Raw genomic sequence first — 16,151 nt, forward strand, 5'->3', positions numbered from 1 at the left:
CTCGCTGCGGCCGGTATTTAGTTCAGCAACGCGCCGATCATTGGGAAGCATCCGCAGCATCTGCGACCTCCCCTGTTTCTGGCCCACTTTCATCCGCGAACCAGTGCGCGCGGGCGGCCATGATGATCTCGTTGCCCTGTTCCTCAGACAGGCCATATTCCGCCAGCACGCCACCCTTGTCCTCGGCCGACTCCCTGTTCTTGCGGCGGTCGGACTGACGCTTCTTCGCAATCAATTCGTCGGTGGCAAGGTCGGCCAGATCGTCGAGCGTCTTAATGCCCGCCTTGCCAAGCGTCACCAGCATTGCCTCGGTGAGGTGCGGCATGTCGGCCAGCGCATCCTCAACGCCCAGCGCCCGGCGCTCTTCGCGCGCGGCGGCCTCGCGCCGCTCCAGCGCCTCGAGCGCGCGGCTTTGCAGCTCCTCGGCCAGCTCCTCGTCGAAGCCCTCGATGCCTGCCAGCTCCTCAACGCCGACATAGGCGACCTCTTCCAGCTCGCCGAACCCCTCGGCGACCAGCAGCTGCGAGAGCGTCTCATCGACGTCCAGCTCGTTCTGGAACATCTCGGACCGTTCGACGAATTCCTTCTGCCGCTTTTCGCTCGCATCAGCCTCGGTCATGATGTCGATCGCCTTGCCGGTCAGCTGGCTGGCGAGACGGACATTCTGGCCCCGGCGGCCGATGGCGAGCGAGAGCTGATCGTCCGGCACCACCACTTCGATGCGGCCCTCATCCTCATCGATGACGACGCGGCTGACGGTCGCGGGCTGGAGCGCATTCACCACGAAGGTCGCGGTATCCTCGCTCCAGGGGATGATGTCGATCTTCTCGCCCTGCATTTCCTGCACCACCGCCTGCACGCGGCTGCCCTTCATGCCAACGCACGCGCCGACCGGGTCGATGCTGCCATCGCGGCTGATAACGCCGATCTTGGCACGGCTGCCGGGATCACGTGCGGCGGCCATGATAGTGATGATGCCGTCGTATATTTCCGGAACTTCCTGCGCGAACAGCTTTTTCATGAACTCGGGATGCGCGCGGGACAGAAAAATCTGCGGCCCGCGGTTTTCGCGGCGGACGTTGAGCACGACCGAGCGCACCCGGTCGCCCACGCGTACTACCTCGCGCGGAATCTGCTGATCGCGGCGGATGACGCCCTCGGCGCGGCCTAGGTTGACGACGACGTGGCCGAACTCAACCGACTTCACCACGCCGGTGATGATTTCGCCCACGCGGTCCTTGAACTCCTCATACTGGCGCTCGCGCTCGGCATCGCGCACCTTCTGGAAGATCACCTGCTTGGCCGACTGAGCGTCGATACGGCCCAGATCAATGGGCGGCAGCGGATCGACGATGAAGTCACCCAGCGCGGCTCCGGGCTGGAGCTTTTGACCCTGCTTGAGGTCAACCTGCTTGAAATAATCCTCGACAGTCTCGACCACCTCGACCACGCGCCACAGCCGCAGATCGCCGGTGTCCGGATCGAGCTTGGCGCGAATGTCGTTCTCAGCGCCATAGCGGGCGCGAGCCGCGCGCTGGATCGCGTCCTCCATCGCCTCGATGACGATGGCCTTGTCGATCATCTTTTCCGAAGCCACGCTGTTGGCAATGGCGATCAGCTCGGCCTTGTTGGCGGAAATGGCAGTGGCCATCGTACCTTATCCTTCCGTTTCAATCTCGTCCGCCCCTTCCGAGGAGAGCGGCATGGTAGCAGAAATTAGTGCATCCGTCAGCACCAGCTTGGCGCTCTGGATATTGTCAAAGCCGATGCTCACGCGGCCCAGCTTGGGGTCGTCGAGCAGGATCGTCTCCCCCTCCACCCCGGCAAGGATGGACTTGAATTGCTTGCGTGCCTCGACCGATTCGACCACCGTGATCCGCACCTCATGCCCCGCCCAGTCGGCAAAGTCCTTGAGCCGGGTCAAGGGCCGGTCGATACCGGGCGAAGACACCTCAAGCCTGTAGGCGCTTTCGATCGGGTCACGGCCCTTGGCTTCCAGATCATCGAGCATATCGGACAGGCGGCGCGAAAGTGCGGCGCAATCGTCGATATTCAGCTGACGCGTATCCGGCCGCTCCGCCATGATCTGGAGTGTGGGGTCGTCTCCGCCGAACATCTTGACACGCACGAGGTCAAACCCGAGGGCACGCGCCTCAGGCTCGATCAACTGTGTCAGTGCGGCCAGATCGACCACAAACAACCCTTTCGAAAGACATGACCTTCTAGCGCCGGAGCCTCGCGGTTCCGACCCTAACATGGTGGCAATGTCAGGAAGAATGGTGCGCCTCTAACCCAAGACGCCGCGTGTTACAACACGTTTGTTATGCCCTGCTGTTATGCTCTGCTCGCTGTGCTGAACGGCTCTGACGTGACCGGGTATCCCAGCCCTTCAGGGATACACAGATAGTCGCCATCGGCGCGCGTCTCCACCCTTGGCTCAATCAGCCTGACCTGGTGCGCTTGCGCATGCGCCACCAGCGCCGCGATGCTCTCGCACTGGGCCAGTCGCTCAAGGTTACGGCGGGTGGGGAAGATGATCTTCACTCGCCGGGCGTCCGCCTCGTCCAGCACCTCTTGCGCAGTATGCCAGACCAGCCGCGTCGTCTCGCCTCCGTCCGGCGTCAGCTCTCCCGGCACATGACCGGCAATGGCGATATAAAATCGGGTGTCATAGCGACGGTGCGGCGTTGTCGAGGGCGGGCACCAGCGCGCGAACGGGATCAGGCGATCAAAGTCGAAGGCCAACCCCATAGAGTTAGCCACGCTGGCCAGCGATGCGCCATTCTTCAACGCGCGCCGCAACGCAGGCGCCGCTTCGGCCGCCCTCGCCTCATCCACCAGCCCCAGCACTAGGCCGCATTCCTCGATGGTCTCGCGGACCACCGCAATACGCGCTGCGAGATCTTCGATATCGCCCTGCGGCGCGATCCGCACAGCGTGATCTTGGTCGGCCTTATCCACCGCGCCGCCGGGAAAAACCATCGCCCCGCCCGCGAAGGTCATCGACTCGGCACGTTCCTGCATCAGAAAATGCGGAGCACCCGACGGGTTATGCCGCGCGACAACGGCTGTCGCGGCCGGGCGCGCCGATTGAGGCTGGCTGGTCATCGTTGATCTCTGCACTTCGATGGTCCGGCGCGTCAAGGCGGTTACGCCGCGCCGTCCTGTAAGGGCAGGCCAATCTTGGCGGGCGTCGACGAGCACCAACTCTGGACAACCCCTACAGTTGCAACCAGTTGAGAGTAGAGACAGCACTCAATGAAATGTCATTCCTTCAGCGCCCGCGCAGCGAGCGGCGCAAGGCCGTTTGCCATTTTGTCCACACCCTGCGGATTGGGATGGATGCCATCGGCCAAGAGCAGCTTCGGGTCGCCGATCACGCCATCGAGAATGAAGGGATAGAGCGGGGCGCCATAACGGCGGGACAGATCGGCATAGATCGGGTTGAACGCCTTGGCATAATCATCGCCCATATTGGGCGCGGCGATCATGCCCGCCAGCATGGCCGCGATGCCCCGCCGCTTCAGCTCTTCCAGCATCGCGGTAAGATTGTCCCGCGTGGCCTGCGGGCTGAGACCGCGCAGCATATCGTTGCCGCCAAAGCCGATGATGACGAGATCGGGCTTCTTGGGCAGCCCATCGAGCACAAACCCCAGGCGCATCAACCCTGCCGCACTGGTATCGCCCGAGACTCCGGCATTGAACACATGCGCGGGCGTGCCCAACGCCCTCAAATTGCGTTCCAGCGCAGGGGCCAAGCCCTCATCCCGGCCGAGCTGATATCCCGCAAACAGGCTGTCGCCGAACACCACGACCAGCGCGTCTCCCGCCGCCGGCGCGCTAACATTACCCGCCGCCCTGTTGGTCGTCGCTTGCCCGTTACCAACTTTTTGTGAGGGGCCATCGCCCTGCTCGTCTGCCGCGCCGCAGGCCGTGACAAGCTGGACAAGCGCCAACAGCACCCCATATGACACCCAGCTCTTCTTCGCGTTGTTCCACACCGGTAGGCACATCCCTTCATGCACATGCAAATGAACGATCTTTCCCCTATCGTGGTTCATGCGAGAAATGTCACGCTGACGCTTGGCCCAGCGGAGAATCCCGTCGAGATTTTACGGGGGATAGACCTTGATATCCGCCGGGGGGAAAGCGTGGCGGTGCTGGGCGCGTCAGGGTCTGGCAAATCCTCACTGATGGCAGTGCTCGCAGGGCTGGAGCGGGCGAGCGCTGGCGAAGTGATGATCGGCGGCGCGGATTTCAGCGCGCTCGATGAGGACGAACTCGCGCGCGCCCGGCGTGGCCATGTCGGCATCATCCTGCAGGCATTCCACCTGCTGCCTACCATGACCGCGCTGGAGAATGTCGCCGTGCCGCTGGAACTTGCAGGCAGCACCGATGCCTTTGCCCGGGCGGCGCGGGAGTTGACCGCCGTCGGCCTTGGCCACCGGATGGATCATTATCCCGCCCAGCTTTCCGGCGGCGAGCAACAGCGTGTCGCCATCGCCCGCGCCATGGCGCCCGAGCCGAAGATCCTCTTTGCCGACGAGCCAACCGGCAACCTCGATGGCAAGACATCGCAGGCGATCACGGACCTGCTGTTCGATCGTCACCGCGAAGCGCAGGCAACCCTGATGCTCATAACCCATGACCCGACGCTGGCCGAACGGTGCGACCGGATTGTCGAGATCAGCGACGGCCGCATCGCAAACGAACGGCGCGGCTGAGATGGGACAGCGCGACCTCGGCTGGCGCGCAAGCTGGCGCATTGCCCGGCGCGATCTGCATGCGCGGTTGATTGGCCTGCGCCTGCTGTTCGTCTGCCTGTTCCTCGGTGTGGCAATGCTGGCTGCGGTCGGCAGTCTGACCACCGCCATCACCACCGAGATTTCCGAGCGCGGGCAGGTGATATTAGGCGGCGACATCCAGATCAAGATGACGCAGCGTGAGGCGAGCGCCGACGACAAGCGTGCCTTCGCGCGGCAGGGTGCGTTGAGCGAGACCATCCGCACGCGCGCCATGGCCAAACGCATCGACGGCACGCGAGGTAACGGGCCGGAGGCAGTGCTGACGGAGCTTAAAGGCGTGGATGCCGCCTACCCGCTCTATGGCACACTTACATTGCAGAACGGGCGCTACGCCGCGCCGCTTGCGCCCGATGCGATCCTTATCGGCGCAGCACTGGCGGAGCGGCTCTCGCTGCGGCTGGGAGATAGACTGCGCTACGGCCGCGCGGATTTCACAGTACAGGACATCATCGCCGACGAGCCGGATCGCGTGAGCGAGGGCTTCACCCTCGGCCCGGTGGCGATCGTTTCGATGGACGGTATGCGCCGTACCGGCCTCATTCAGCCGGGCAGCCTGTTTGAGAGCAGATATCGAATCCGACTGCCCACCGGGGCCGACGCAGCGACTGTCCGCCAGCGCATGGAGGAGGAGAATGCCCCCGCCGGTTGGGAATTCGGCGACCGCGAGAACGCTGCTCCCGGCGCCAACCGCTTCCTCGGCCGCATGGGTCAGTTCCTTTCGTTGATCGGCCTGACCGCGCTGGCGGTGGCGGGAATCGGCGTCAATAACGGCGTGACCTCCTATCTGACCTTGCGCCGCCGCGGTATTGCGACGCTGAAGATACTGGGCGCCAGCGCCTCGGACATTGCGCGCATCTATCTGCTCCAGATCGGCGCGGTATCGGCCTTCGCTATCGTGCTGGGGCTGATCGTGGGCGCACTTGCCGTGCCGCTGATCGTGGCGCTGGCGGGCGATGTGCTGCCGGTGCGGCCCGGTTTCACGCTGCATCCGCTGCCGCTCGTCACCGCCATGCTCTATGGCGTGCTGATCGCGCTGATCTTCGCGGTGCCGCCGCTGGCGCGGGCACGGCGCGAGTCCGGCGCGGCGCTGTTGCGCGCGGGCGTGGACCCGCTGCGCCACGGGCTGGATGCGCGCAGCCGGGCGATGACGGTGGGCGCGGTGCTGCTATTGCTCGCGCTCGTGCTGTTAGGCGCACGCGATGTGCTGTTTTCGCTCTGGGTCATCGGCGCGATCGCGGGCGTCTTGCTCCTGCTTTCGGGGCTGGGGCTTACGGCCCGATGGGTGGCGCGCAGGGTGCCGCGTCCGCACGCGCCGTTGCTGCGGCTTGCCCTCACCAATCTTTATCGGCCTGGCGCGCAGACCACCGCTCTGGTCATCGCGCTCGGCCTCGCGCTCACTTTGTTCGTGACGCTGGCGGGCATTCAGACCAGCCTGAAAAACGAGATCAGCCGCACTGTGCCGGCAAAGGCGCCGGACCTCTTCGTGCTCGACATACCTTCGGGCGATAGGGCGGAGCTGCTTTCCACTATCGCGCGCCATGCGCCGGATGCCGCCGTCAATATCGTGCCTGCCCTGCGTGGTACGGTCGTCGCTTATGGCGGCCAGCGCGTTGCCGAGCGCGAGAATGTGCCGGGTGATGCCTTCCTCCTGCGCGGCGAGCGCGGCGTAACCTACAGCACCGTGCTGCCCGAAGGCAGCGAAATTGCGAAGGGCACATGGTGGCGCGCCGATTATGCCGGGCCGCCGCTTGTTTCGCTCGATGCCGAGCAGGCCAAGTTGCTCGATCTCGATGTGGGCGACACCCTCACCGTCAGCGTTTTGGGCCGTGAGATCGAAGCGCGCATCGCCTCGCTGCGCACGATCAACTGGGAGACGATGGGCTTCAATTATGTGATGGTGTTTTCGCCCAGCAGCCTCGCAGGCGCGCCGCACACCCTTACCGCCACCATCACCCTGCGCGGAAACGAAAAAGCAGCGGTGACGCGCGGGCTCCTTTCGGCCTTCCCCGGCGTTTCAGTGATCGAGACCGGAGAGGTGCTCGTCCAGGTACGCGCCTTGCTCGATCAGATGAGCGCCGCCATCCTCGCAGCCGCTTCGATCACGATATTGGCGGGGATCGCCGTGCTGATCGGCGCGATTTCCGCCTCGCACCAGATGCGCAGCTATGACGCGATCATCCTCAAGACATTGGGTGCCACCCGCTGGCAGGTGCTGGGTACGCAGGCACTCGAATATGGGCTGATCGCGCTGGTGCTGGCGGCGGTTTCACTGGTGCTCGGCATCGGAGCGGCATGGTTCGTGATCGTCAAGCTGTTCGAGTTCGCCTGGATGCCGAACTGGTGGGTTGTATTCGCCACGCTGCTGGGGGGTGCCGGCTTGACACTGGGCATTGGCCTCGGCGCCTCTCTCCCCCTCATGGCCCTGCGCCCGGCGCAGGCGTTGCGGAGGGTTTGAACGCACCCCCTCGACAATCAGAGAAATGAGAACATAATAGGAACATGTTCTCTGATTCGTCTTTTGTACCCGGGCGTGAAAAGCTCTTGGCCGCCGGTCTATCCGGCGCTGAGCCTGCGGCGCGCCTGGGATTGGGAAGCAGTTGCGCGGATCAATGGCTGGAAGGCGGATTGGCTGCGCAAGGCGTGCACGAATTTTATCAGGCGGGAGAGAAAGACGGGCCGTCGCTCAGTGGTTTTGCGCTCCTCCTCGCCGCCATGCGCCAGCGTCAGCACGGCGGTGCCCTGATCTGGGCGCGCGAGGTAAAGGCGGCGCGGCTGGGCGGCTATCCCTACGGCCCCGGCATCGCCGAGCTGGGCATCGACACGCGCCTGCTGACTCTGCTGACCCTGCCCGATGCCAAGGCAGTATTGAAGGCAGCGTTCGATGCGGCGCGCGATGCGGCAGTCTCGGCAGTGGTGATGGAGCTGACCGGCAGGCAACCCCTGCTGGATCTCACGGCCACGCGGCGCTTCGCACTTGCGGCTTTGGAAATGGACACGATGACACTGCTGGTGCGCGGCAAGGCGAAGCCTACGCCCAGCGCCGCGCATACCCGCTGGCATGTGGCGGCCGCGCCTTCCCGCGCGCTGGAGGCGCATGCGCCGGGCGCGCCTGCCTTCGTGCTCGACCTGTTGCGCCAGCGCGGCGGGAGAGACGGGCTTCGCCTCATATTGGAGTGGGATCGTGACACGGCTGCGTTCCGCATCGGGGATCATGTCGCACGGGCCACGCCGCTATCTCGCCCTTCATCTGCCATGGCTGCCGGCGGAGCGGGCGATGCGCGGCGGCCTCGCGCGGCCTGAGCAACCCTTCGCTCTTGTCGAGAAGCAGCGTGGCGCCCTGCGCCTTGCCGCGCTCTCGCCGCTGGCGGCACAGACCGGCATTGCACCCGGCATGGCGCTCGCCGATGCGCGCGGGCTGGTGCCCGATCTTGCCACCTTGGCTCATGACCCGGAAGCTGACGCGGTGCTGCTCGGCCAGATGGCGCGGCATTGCATTGCCTATACGCCCAGCGTGATGCCCGATCCACCGTGCGGCATAATGCTCGACATTACCGGCTGCGCGCACCTCTTCGGCGGCGAGGCAGCCATGCGCGATGCCATCGCCCAGGATTTCCGCCAGCGCGGCTACACGATGTGGCTGGCTGTGGCGCATACGCCCGATGCGGCACGCGCGCTCGCCCGCCATGGCGGCGCAGACGTGCACGCCCTGCCGCTCGATGCGCTGGATGTGGACGAAACCGTCCGCCTTGCCCTGCGCCGCGCTGGCATTCGCACCATAGGAGAGCTGGCCGCCCTGCCGCCTGCGACACTCGCCGCCCGCTTTGGCGCACCGCTCGTGCGTTTGCTTGCCCGGCTGACGGGCAGCGAGGACCCGCATATCGTCCCGCATCTGCCGCCGGAGGATATCCGGGCCGAGCTGCGCTTTGCCGAACCCATTGGTCGCCATGCGGACGTGCTGGATGCGATCGAATGGCTGGCCACGCAGGCAGCGGGCGCGCTGGCCGAGTCGGGCAAGGGCGGGCGGGCGTTCGCGGTTCAGCTTTGTCGCAGCGACGGGCATGTGGCGCGCCTCTCCATCGAGACCGGCACCCCCACTCGTGACCCCGCGCTCCTCATGCGCCTGTTTGCCGAGCGGATAGACAGCCTTGCAGACCCGCTCGACCCCGGCTTCGGCTATGACAGCCTGGTATTCGAGGTGAGCCACGCCGAAACGCTGGAGCAACAGCAGCGCAGCCTTGCGCCCGATGCCGCAGGCCCGGCGGACATCGGCCCGCTGCTCGATCGGCTGGCGGTGCGCTATGGCCCGGCGGCGATCCAGAGTTTTGCCACCGGTAACAGCCATGTGCCGGAGCGCGCCGGCTATCTGGCGCGCGCACAGGATGGCGAGCGGGGGTCCACGTCCATCCCCGGCGAGACGGGCGAACCGCCGCTGCGCCCGCTCTTCCTGCTCGATCCGCCACAACCGGTAGAGGTGCTGGCGACGATCCCGGACGGACCGCCGCGCCGGTTCCGCTGGCGGGGCGAGCAACATCTGGTGCGGCTCTACGAAGGTCCGGAGCGGATCGCTCCGGAATGGTGGCGGCGGCGGCAGGGCTATGCCAGCCCCGGCTTCAGCCGCGATTATTACCGGATCGAGGATGAGGATGGCCGCCGTTTCTGGCTATGCCGCCACGGGCTTCACGGGCGAGAGACCAGCGAGCCGCGCTGGTATGTGCACGGTCTTTTCGCATGAGTGGCCCGCCCCCCTATGCCGAACTGGCGGCGGCGACCCATTTCTCGTTCCTGCGCGGGGCCTCGCACCCTTGCGATATGGTAGCCCATGCGCTTGAGCTGGGCATGACCGGTATCGGCATTGCCGATCGCAACACGGTGGCGGGCGTGGTGCGCGCGCATGTGGCCCTGCGCGAAGCAACCGCAAAGGCTGAAACCGAAGGCCTGCCTTTCCCCGATTTCCGCCTCGTCGTCGGCGCGCGGCTGGTGTTTGCGGACGGTACGCCGGACATCATCGCCTATCCCGCGACGCGCCACGGCTGGGGGCGGCTGACGCGCCTGCTCACCCTCGGCAATCTGCGCGCACGCAAGGGAGAGTGCGTCCTGCACCTCGATGATCTGTTGACACATGCCGAAGGCCTGCTGCTGATCGCCATGCCCAGCGCGGATGCGACGCTGCTGGCCCGGCTGCGGCAGGCAGCGGCAGGGCGCGTGTGGCTCGGCGCGGTGATGGGCCGTACGGGGCGGGATGAGCGCCGCCTGGCCCAGGCCCGCGCCCTCGCCGCGCAGGCAGGGCTGCCGCTCATCGCCATCAACGACGCGCTCTACGCCGCGCCCACTGCCAAGCCCCTGCACGACGTGCTCACCGCCATCCGTCTCAAGACGACGGTGCAGCAGGCAGGACGCCAGCTTGCCGCCAATGCCGAACGCCACCTGAAACCGCCCGCCGAAATGGCGCGCCTGTTCGCCCATGCCCCCGAAGCCATCGAGGAAACACAGCATTTCCTCGCGCGTATCGCCTTCCGCCTGGACGATCTGCGCTATGAATATCCGCATGAGCCGGTGCCCTATGGCTGGGAGCCGCAGGACTGGCTGGAGCATCTGGTCAGGCAAGCCGCGCACCAGCGCTACGGCGCACACATACCCCCCGATGCGCAAAGGCGGATCGAGGAGGAGTTCGCGCTCATCCGCCAGCAGAACTACGCCTATTATTTCCTGACCGTGCACGACATCGTCCGCTTCGCCCGCGCACAGGAGCCGCCGATCTTGTGCCAGGGGCGCGGCAGCGCGGCCAACAGCATTGTCTGTTTCCTGCTCGGCGTCACCTCTGTCGACCCGACCACGCATGATCTGCTCTTTTCCCGCTTCGTATCGGCCGAGCGCAAGGAGCCGCCCGACATCGATGTCGACTTCGAGCATGAGCGGCGCGAGGAGGTGATGCAATATATCTATCGCCGCTATGGGCGGGAGCGCGCGGGCATCGCCGCCACCGTGATCCATTACCGCCCGCGCAGCGCGGTGCGCGAGGTGGGCAAGGCGCTGGGCCTCTCCGAGGATGTGACCACACGCTTGGCGAGCACGGTGTGGGGCAGCTATTCCTCGGAATATAAGCGCGAACGCGTGGAGGAGAGCGGCTTCGACCCCGACAATCCGGAAATAGCGCGCCTCAACCATTTTGTGCAGGAGATCCTGCACTTCCCGCGCCATCTCTCGCAGCATGTCGGCGGATATGTGCTGACCCAGGGGCGGCTGGACGAGATCGTGCCGATCCACAATGCCGCGATGGAGGATCGCACCTTCATCGAGTGGGACAAGGACGATATCGACGCGCTCGGCCTGATGAAGGTCGATGTGCTGGCGCTCGGCATGTTGACGTGCATCCGCAAGAGCTTCGACCTGATGCGCCAGCATGGGCTGGGCGACCACAGCCTCGATATCGACCTCAAGTCGGATGACCCGGCAGTCTATGACATGCTGTGCAAGGGCGACAGCATCGGCGTGTTTCAGGTCGAGAGCCGGGCGCAGATGAACATGCTGCCGCGCCTCAAGCCGCGCGAGCTGTATGATCTGGTCGTGCAGGTGGCGATCGTGCGGCCCGGCCCGATCGAGGGGGACATGGTCCACCCTTATCTGCGGCGGCGCTGCGGCGAGGAGGAGGTGGAATATCCCAGCCCCGCCCCACCGCATAACCCCAATGAACTGCGCACGGTATTGGGCAGAACCTATGGCGTGCCGCTGTTCCAGGAACAGGCGATGAAGCTCGCCATCGTCGCTGCGGACTTCTCGCCCGATGAGGCCAACGGCCTGCGCCGCGCAATGGCAACGTTCCGCAATGTCGGCACCATCCACGGCTTTCAGCAGAAGATGATCGGCGGCATGGTCGCGCGCGGTTATGACCCGGCCTTTGCCGAACGGTGCTTCAAGCAGATAGAGGGATTCGGCAGCTATGGCTTTCCGGAGAGCCACGCCCAGAGCTTTGCCCGGCTGGTCTATGTCTCGGCATGGATCAAGTGCCATCAACCGGCGGTGTTCGCCGCCGCGCTGCTCAACTCCCAGCCGATGGGTTTTTACGCACCGGCGCAGATCGTGCGCGATGCGCGCGAGCATGGCGTGGAGGTGCGGCCCATCGACGTGAACGCCAGCGCGTGGGACAATGGGCTGGAGCGGCGCGCGGATACTGCTCTCGCCGTGCGTCTGGGCTTTCGCCAGATCACCGGTTTTCGCGAAAGCTGGGCGCAGGCGATCACAGCGGCGCGCGAAGCCGGGCCGTTCCCCTCCATCGAGCATCTGGCGCGGCGGGCCTGCCTGCCGCAGCGGGCGCTGCGCCTGCTTGCTGATGCCGATGCCTTTGGCTCGCTGGGCGCGGGGCGACGCGCCGCCCTGTGGGAGGTGCGCCGCCTGCCGGACGACGAACTCCCGCTGTTCGCCGCCCCGCGCGCCGCCGAGTTGGGAGTGGAGCCGGACGTCTTCCTGCGCCCCATGGGCCTGGGTGAGCATGTGGCGGCGGATTATCAGATGACCGGCCTTTCGCTCAAAGAGCATCCAATGGCGTTGCTGCGCCCTCTGTTCGCGCGGGAGAAGGCTATGCCCTGCGCCGCCCTGAGCGGCATGAAGAGCGGCGCGAAGGTGCGCGTCGCCGGGGTGGTGCTGGTGCGCCAGCGCCCCGGCAAGGGCAATGCGATCTTCATCACGCTGGAAGACGAAGGCGGCATCGCCAATATCGTGCTGTGGGCGCGCCAGTTTGAGGCCATGCGCCGCGAGGTGATGGCCGCGCGCGTCATGCTGGTCGAGGGCGAACTACAGGTGAGCAGGGAGGGTGTCATCCACGTGATGGCGAGCCGCATCCTCGACCGGAGCGAAGTATTGGCGCACCTTTCCGACAGCTATCGCGCGGAACCGGAACTCTCTCCCGCAGACGAGTTCGTCCACCCCCAGCATCCGCGCAAGGCCATGCCCGCCGTCGAGGCGCGGCACCGCCACCCGCGCGATGTGAGGCTGCTGCCCAAATCCAGGGACTTCCATTGAGCGAGACGATGTGGAGCGAACGACCGTGCGGGTGTACGGAAAGCACCGGCGCACACCACAGGGATTGCAGGCCAATGCGGAAACATTGGCGCGCGCAGGTGTTGAGGGCATGCAACCTCCAATCCGCACGGGAACACTGCCATGACTGTCAACAGCGCATCCGCCCGCTACGAAGGCCTCGGCCGGGATGGCAAAGGCCATATCTGGACCAAGCGCGGCGCGCTCGACGCCGAGCCTTATGGCTTTGCCTCGCGCTTTGAGGACGGGCCGGGCACCAACCCGGAGGAGCTGATCGCCGCCGCCCACGCCGCCTGCTTCACCATGGCGCTGAGCTTCGCGCTGGCGAAGGCGGGGCACAGCGATGGCCAGCTGGACACCGAGGCCAAGGTGACGCTGGACAAGGACGGCGAGGGCTTTGCCGTGACCAAGAGCGCGCTCTCCCTTACTGCGAAGGTGCCGGGCATCGCGCAGGAAGACTTCGACCGCATTGCCGACGAAGCCAAGGCCAACTGCCCGATCAGCAAGCTGCTCAACTGCGAGATCACGCTGGAAAAGACGCTGGAGGGCTGACCACGGCGCCCGCCTGGCAGCCAAAAGTCATGAAAGTCACGCCCTGTGAGGGGGGTTACTGCGCCTGCCCGTCCTCCCCGCCCGCGCCGCCTTGCCCGCCCTCGGCCGTCAGCCGCGCGCGCTCTTCCGCTTCATCGGCGGCGTCGATCGCTTCCGCCTCCGCGCCATAGACGACATCGACATCATCGAGCACCAGCCCGGCGCGGCTTTCCTCCTCGGCGGTGAGCGCGACGCGCACATCCTCCGCCTCGGCCTCCATATGCAGCACCGCGCGGGCGAGCGCGATGGCATAATGATGGGACTGGATCGGCAGCTCCTGCTTTTCCGCCGCGCGGCCATAATAAGCCGGGGCGCGGGTGCGCAGCAGGAACTGGGCAAGGCGCTCGTCATAGCGCCGATGCTCGCCCACCTTCTTGCCCTGATGATAATGGGGGACGGGCACCCCCTTGATCGCGCGGGAGAGGACGGCATCCTGCAACAGCTGGATCGCCCACTCCATCGCCGATTCCCAGGCTCGCCTGAAGCTCCCCGCCTGGGGATGCGCGCGCAGGCGATAGGCGCTGCGCACAGACATGCCCGCCGCCCGCGCCGCATCGGCAACGCATCCGCAATCCGCCAGCGCATTGATGAAGGCGATCTGCCGTTCGGCGGTCCACCCATCATGCCGCGCGGCGCGCGCGACCGGGGTGAAGGGGAACTGCGGCATGGCCTTGCCTGCGGGGCGGGAGGATTTTGAACGGGGCATGGGCAGGGTGTACCGCAAAGGCGGGGCTGTAGGACAGAGTGTTGGATGAGACTTGGCGGACCGGATTTCATCCGCTATTCGCCTTCACAAGAGAATATAGGATTTCTGCATGAATATTCTGCCCCTAGCGGAAATGGATCAACGCCATCCGGGATTAACAGAGGGGATGGCGCAAATGTTTTTCGAGGCTGCATCTGTTTGTTTTGCGCGTCATCACAGTCGTCCAAGTGTAGTTGACATTGAGACAGTCGACGGATCATCCCAAGCCACTGTAGATTGGCTTGCACCTACGCCTCAAATGGATCGGGCTTATGCTAATACGATCGACACTACTGAATGGGGAGCCTACGGAGTCTCGCTAGCAGCTCTTGAGTTACAAACTGGCTATGTAGCGGTCCAACGTGCTGAGACGCTAAGCGGAGCCGATTTCTACGTTGCACCAGCTACCGCTGCTAACGACGACTTGGAAACAGCCCTGCGTTTGGAGGTGTCTGGAACTGACCAAGGTGCGCGTTCTGTTTGCCGAACGCGTCTGACGAAAAAAATTGATCAAACGAGAGCGGCAGGACATTCCAAGCCAGCTTTGGCTTCTGTGGTAGGATTCAGTGAGAAGTTAGTTCTAGTTTCACAGGTTATAGAGCCGTGAGCTGGTCTGAACTTCACAAGAAAAGTGCTGATCTGGCGTTCAGAGCTGCACAACTGCGAGTGATTAGCCGCTCGGATGCAGAAGGTCTTTACGCGGCAGCAGCAAAATTAGAGATTGAAGCGCTCGATGCTATCCCATTCGATAAAATTCGAACTCGTGGCATTATTGGCGTCAGCGCTGCATCACTGTTATTCAAAGGTAAACTTTTCTCCGAGGCTGAAGAACTAGCACTTCAGCTACTTAATGGTAAACTATTGGAAGATGCGCGGGTTCAACTCCAGGCCGTATTGCAGGCTGTATGGAATGAAGCAGCTAAGCGGGAGCGCGATATCAAATTTTTGCCGGGACAAGTTATCGTATCCATTAGCGGCGGAGAAGTGGTTACTGGGGGAGCTCCACTTGACCTTATTCTCTCGAAAGTTCAAACCGTTCAGAATATATTTATAAGAACTGTTGAATATCTTAGCCGGTTACCTTTACGAACTAGAGGCAGGCCCAGCCCTGAAATACGGGATTACTGTCGCCCTTGGCTATTCCAAGCGCCCGCAGGCAGCTATCAATTCGCTGTAGCCGTGCAAGGTCCGCAGCAACGTGACTTTTTTAAGGACCAGTTAGCCCCGATGTATGTCACTGATAAGTTTCTTGATATCGTTCAGGCAAGTGCCTCGGGGTCAGATGAACAATTAGAGCATATCATAACTGATGAGGACTATAGAACTACTTTTGTACGTCTCACCAAGATCCTGTCGCCGACAGGTAGAAACTATGAGAGAGTGAGGATTTATTCATACGATAATCCGAAGGAAATTAACTTAAGCCCAGATGCCAGACATTATGCTTCAGAATATATTGCATCAATCAAAGCTTTACCTTCGGATTCAGGGACGCGGGACAAAATCGTTGGCACGCTTCGTGCGTTGGATCTAGATCGAGACTGGCTTGAAATTGAAGTAGAGGGGCGGCATCAGAGAATTGTCGGGCTACAGGATGCCATCGACGACGTGATTGGTCCTCTTGTAAACAAAAAGGTGACGGTCACAATTGATCGCGTCGGTCGCAAATTAAACTTTGTCGACATAGATGAAAATTGAGCTGATAACTTTGAGCCCTCAATCCCCGCGTTTGCGGTGCACGACATAGGCCATGCCCAATATCGCCGTGACGATGCCGATCGCGCCGCCGCCGATCGAGGTGATGGTCGCGATGGCCTCTTGCGGCTCGACCGTTGTTGATACGCCGCCCCGCACCTGCATCACCAGCCAGAAGGTGCCGAGCGCCAGAAACAGGTCCAGCACAACCATGCCGACGAGAGCGCGTTTCGATTTTTTCATGGATAGTCCCCCCTCCCGCCTGCCCAATGGCGAGAGAG

Annotated in this window: 14 protein-coding genes; 8 read left to right on the plus strand and 6 right to left on the minus strand. The window is 63.8% G+C overall.

The features are described from left to right. Nucleotides 1-37 precede the first annotated feature (37 nt). From nusA to OOT33_RS07615, 4 genes are all read right to left on the minus strand, one after another. On the minus strand, nucleotides 38-1,651 hold the full coding sequence (nusA, locus tag OOT33_RS07600; RefSeq protein WP_307749412.1) for a transcription termination factor NusA: 1,614 nt from the start codon (nucleotides 1,649-1,651) through the stop codon (nucleotides 38-40). A 6-nt stretch (nucleotides 1,652-1,657) separates the two neighbouring features. Next, nucleotides 1,658-2,194, minus strand: coding sequence for a ribosome maturation protein RimP (gene rimP, locus OOT33_RS07605; protein ID WP_307749413.1), 537 nt, complete (start codon nucleotides 2,192-2,194; stop codon nucleotides 1,658-1,660). A 140-nt stretch (nucleotides 2,195-2,334) separates the two neighbouring features. Further along, on the minus strand, nucleotides 2,335-3,108 hold the full coding sequence (locus OOT33_RS07610) for an NUDIX domain-containing protein (RefSeq protein ID WP_307749414.1): 774 nt from the start codon (nucleotides 3,106-3,108) through the stop codon (nucleotides 2,335-2,337). A 158-nt stretch (nucleotides 3,109-3,266) separates the two neighbouring features. Continuing rightward, complete coding sequence (locus OOT33_RS07615) at nucleotides 3,267-4,013, minus strand: GDSL-type esterase/lipase family protein (protein ID WP_307750332.1); 747 nt, start codon at nucleotides 4,011-4,013, stop codon at nucleotides 3,267-3,269. 6 nt (nucleotides 4,014-4,019) lie between these two features. On the opposite strand from OOT33_RS07615, the gene OOT33_RS07620 reads away from it, so the two are divergent. The 6 genes from OOT33_RS07620 (at nucleotide 4,020) to OOT33_RS07645 (ending at nucleotide 13,391) form a co-directional block, all read left to right on the plus strand. Continuing rightward, entirely contained in the window at nucleotides 4,020-4,724 is a 705-nt protein-coding gene (locus tag OOT33_RS07620) for an ATP-binding cassette domain-containing protein (RefSeq protein WP_307749415.1), read from the plus strand. Between the two features lies 1 nt (nucleotide 4,725). Then, nucleotides 4,726-7,260, plus strand: a complete 2,535-nt coding sequence (locus OOT33_RS07625; RefSeq protein ID WP_307749416.1) for an FtsX-like permease family protein — start codon at nucleotides 4,726-4,728, stop codon at nucleotides 7,258-7,260. Nucleotides 7,261-7,430: 170 nt separating this feature from the next. Next, the gene (locus OOT33_RS07630) at nucleotides 7,431-8,105 is read left to right on the plus strand and encodes a hypothetical protein (protein WP_307749417.1); all 675 of its coding nucleotides are present in this window, start codon (nucleotides 7,431-7,433) and stop codon (nucleotides 8,103-8,105) included. Further along, nucleotides 7,987-9,537, plus strand: coding sequence for a DNA polymerase Y family protein (locus OOT33_RS07635; RefSeq protein ID WP_307749418.1), 1,551 nt, complete (start codon nucleotides 7,987-7,989; stop codon nucleotides 9,535-9,537). The genes OOT33_RS07630 and OOT33_RS07635 overlap by 119 nt, the downstream gene beginning before the upstream one ends. Next, on the plus strand, nucleotides 9,534-12,821 hold the full coding sequence (locus OOT33_RS07640) for an error-prone DNA polymerase (protein ID WP_307749419.1): 3,288 nt from the start codon (nucleotides 9,534-9,536) through the stop codon (nucleotides 12,819-12,821). Before OOT33_RS07635 ends, OOT33_RS07640 begins: the two co-directional genes overlap by 4 nt. Before the next feature lie 141 nt (nucleotides 12,822-12,962). After that, nucleotides 12,963-13,391: an OsmC family peroxiredoxin gene (locus OOT33_RS07645; RefSeq protein WP_307749420.1), complete on the plus strand. Its 429-nt coding sequence runs from the start codon at nucleotides 12,963-12,965 to the stop codon at nucleotides 13,389-13,391. 55 nt (nucleotides 13,392-13,446) lie between these two features. On the opposite strand, the gene OOT33_RS07650 is transcribed toward OOT33_RS07645, so the two are convergent. After that, on the minus strand, nucleotides 13,447-14,097 hold the full coding sequence (locus OOT33_RS07650) for a hypothetical protein (RefSeq protein WP_307749421.1): 651 nt from the start codon (nucleotides 14,095-14,097) through the stop codon (nucleotides 13,447-13,449). A 148-nt stretch (nucleotides 14,098-14,245) separates the two neighbouring features. On the opposite strand from OOT33_RS07650, the gene OOT33_RS07655 reads away from it, so the two are divergent. Together OOT33_RS07655 and OOT33_RS07660 are read left to right on the plus strand one after the other, a co-directional pair. Further along, a complete protein-coding gene (locus tag OOT33_RS07655) occupies nucleotides 14,246-14,782 on the plus strand; it encodes a hypothetical protein (RefSeq protein ID WP_307749422.1) in 537 nt (178 codons plus the stop codon). Beyond that, the gene (locus OOT33_RS07660) at nucleotides 14,779-15,873 is read left to right on the plus strand and encodes a hypothetical protein (RefSeq protein ID WP_307749423.1); all 1,095 of its coding nucleotides are present in this window, start codon (nucleotides 14,779-14,781) and stop codon (nucleotides 15,871-15,873) included. Before OOT33_RS07655 ends, OOT33_RS07660 begins: the two co-directional genes overlap by 4 nt. 18 nt (nucleotides 15,874-15,891) lie before the next feature. Here the strand turns inward: OOT33_RS07660 and OOT33_RS07665 are convergent, their stop codons facing one another. Beyond that, the gene (locus tag OOT33_RS07665; protein WP_307749424.1) at nucleotides 15,892-16,113 is read right to left on the minus strand and encodes a hypothetical protein; all 222 of its coding nucleotides are present in this window, start codon (nucleotides 16,111-16,113) and stop codon (nucleotides 15,892-15,894) included. Nucleotides 16,114-16,151 lie beyond the last annotated feature (38 nt).

It is taken from the genome of Sphingobium sp. DEHP117 (genome assembly GCF_030867385.1).
GTDB lineage: Bacteria > Pseudomonadota > Alphaproteobacteria > Sphingomonadales > Sphingomonadaceae > Sphingobium.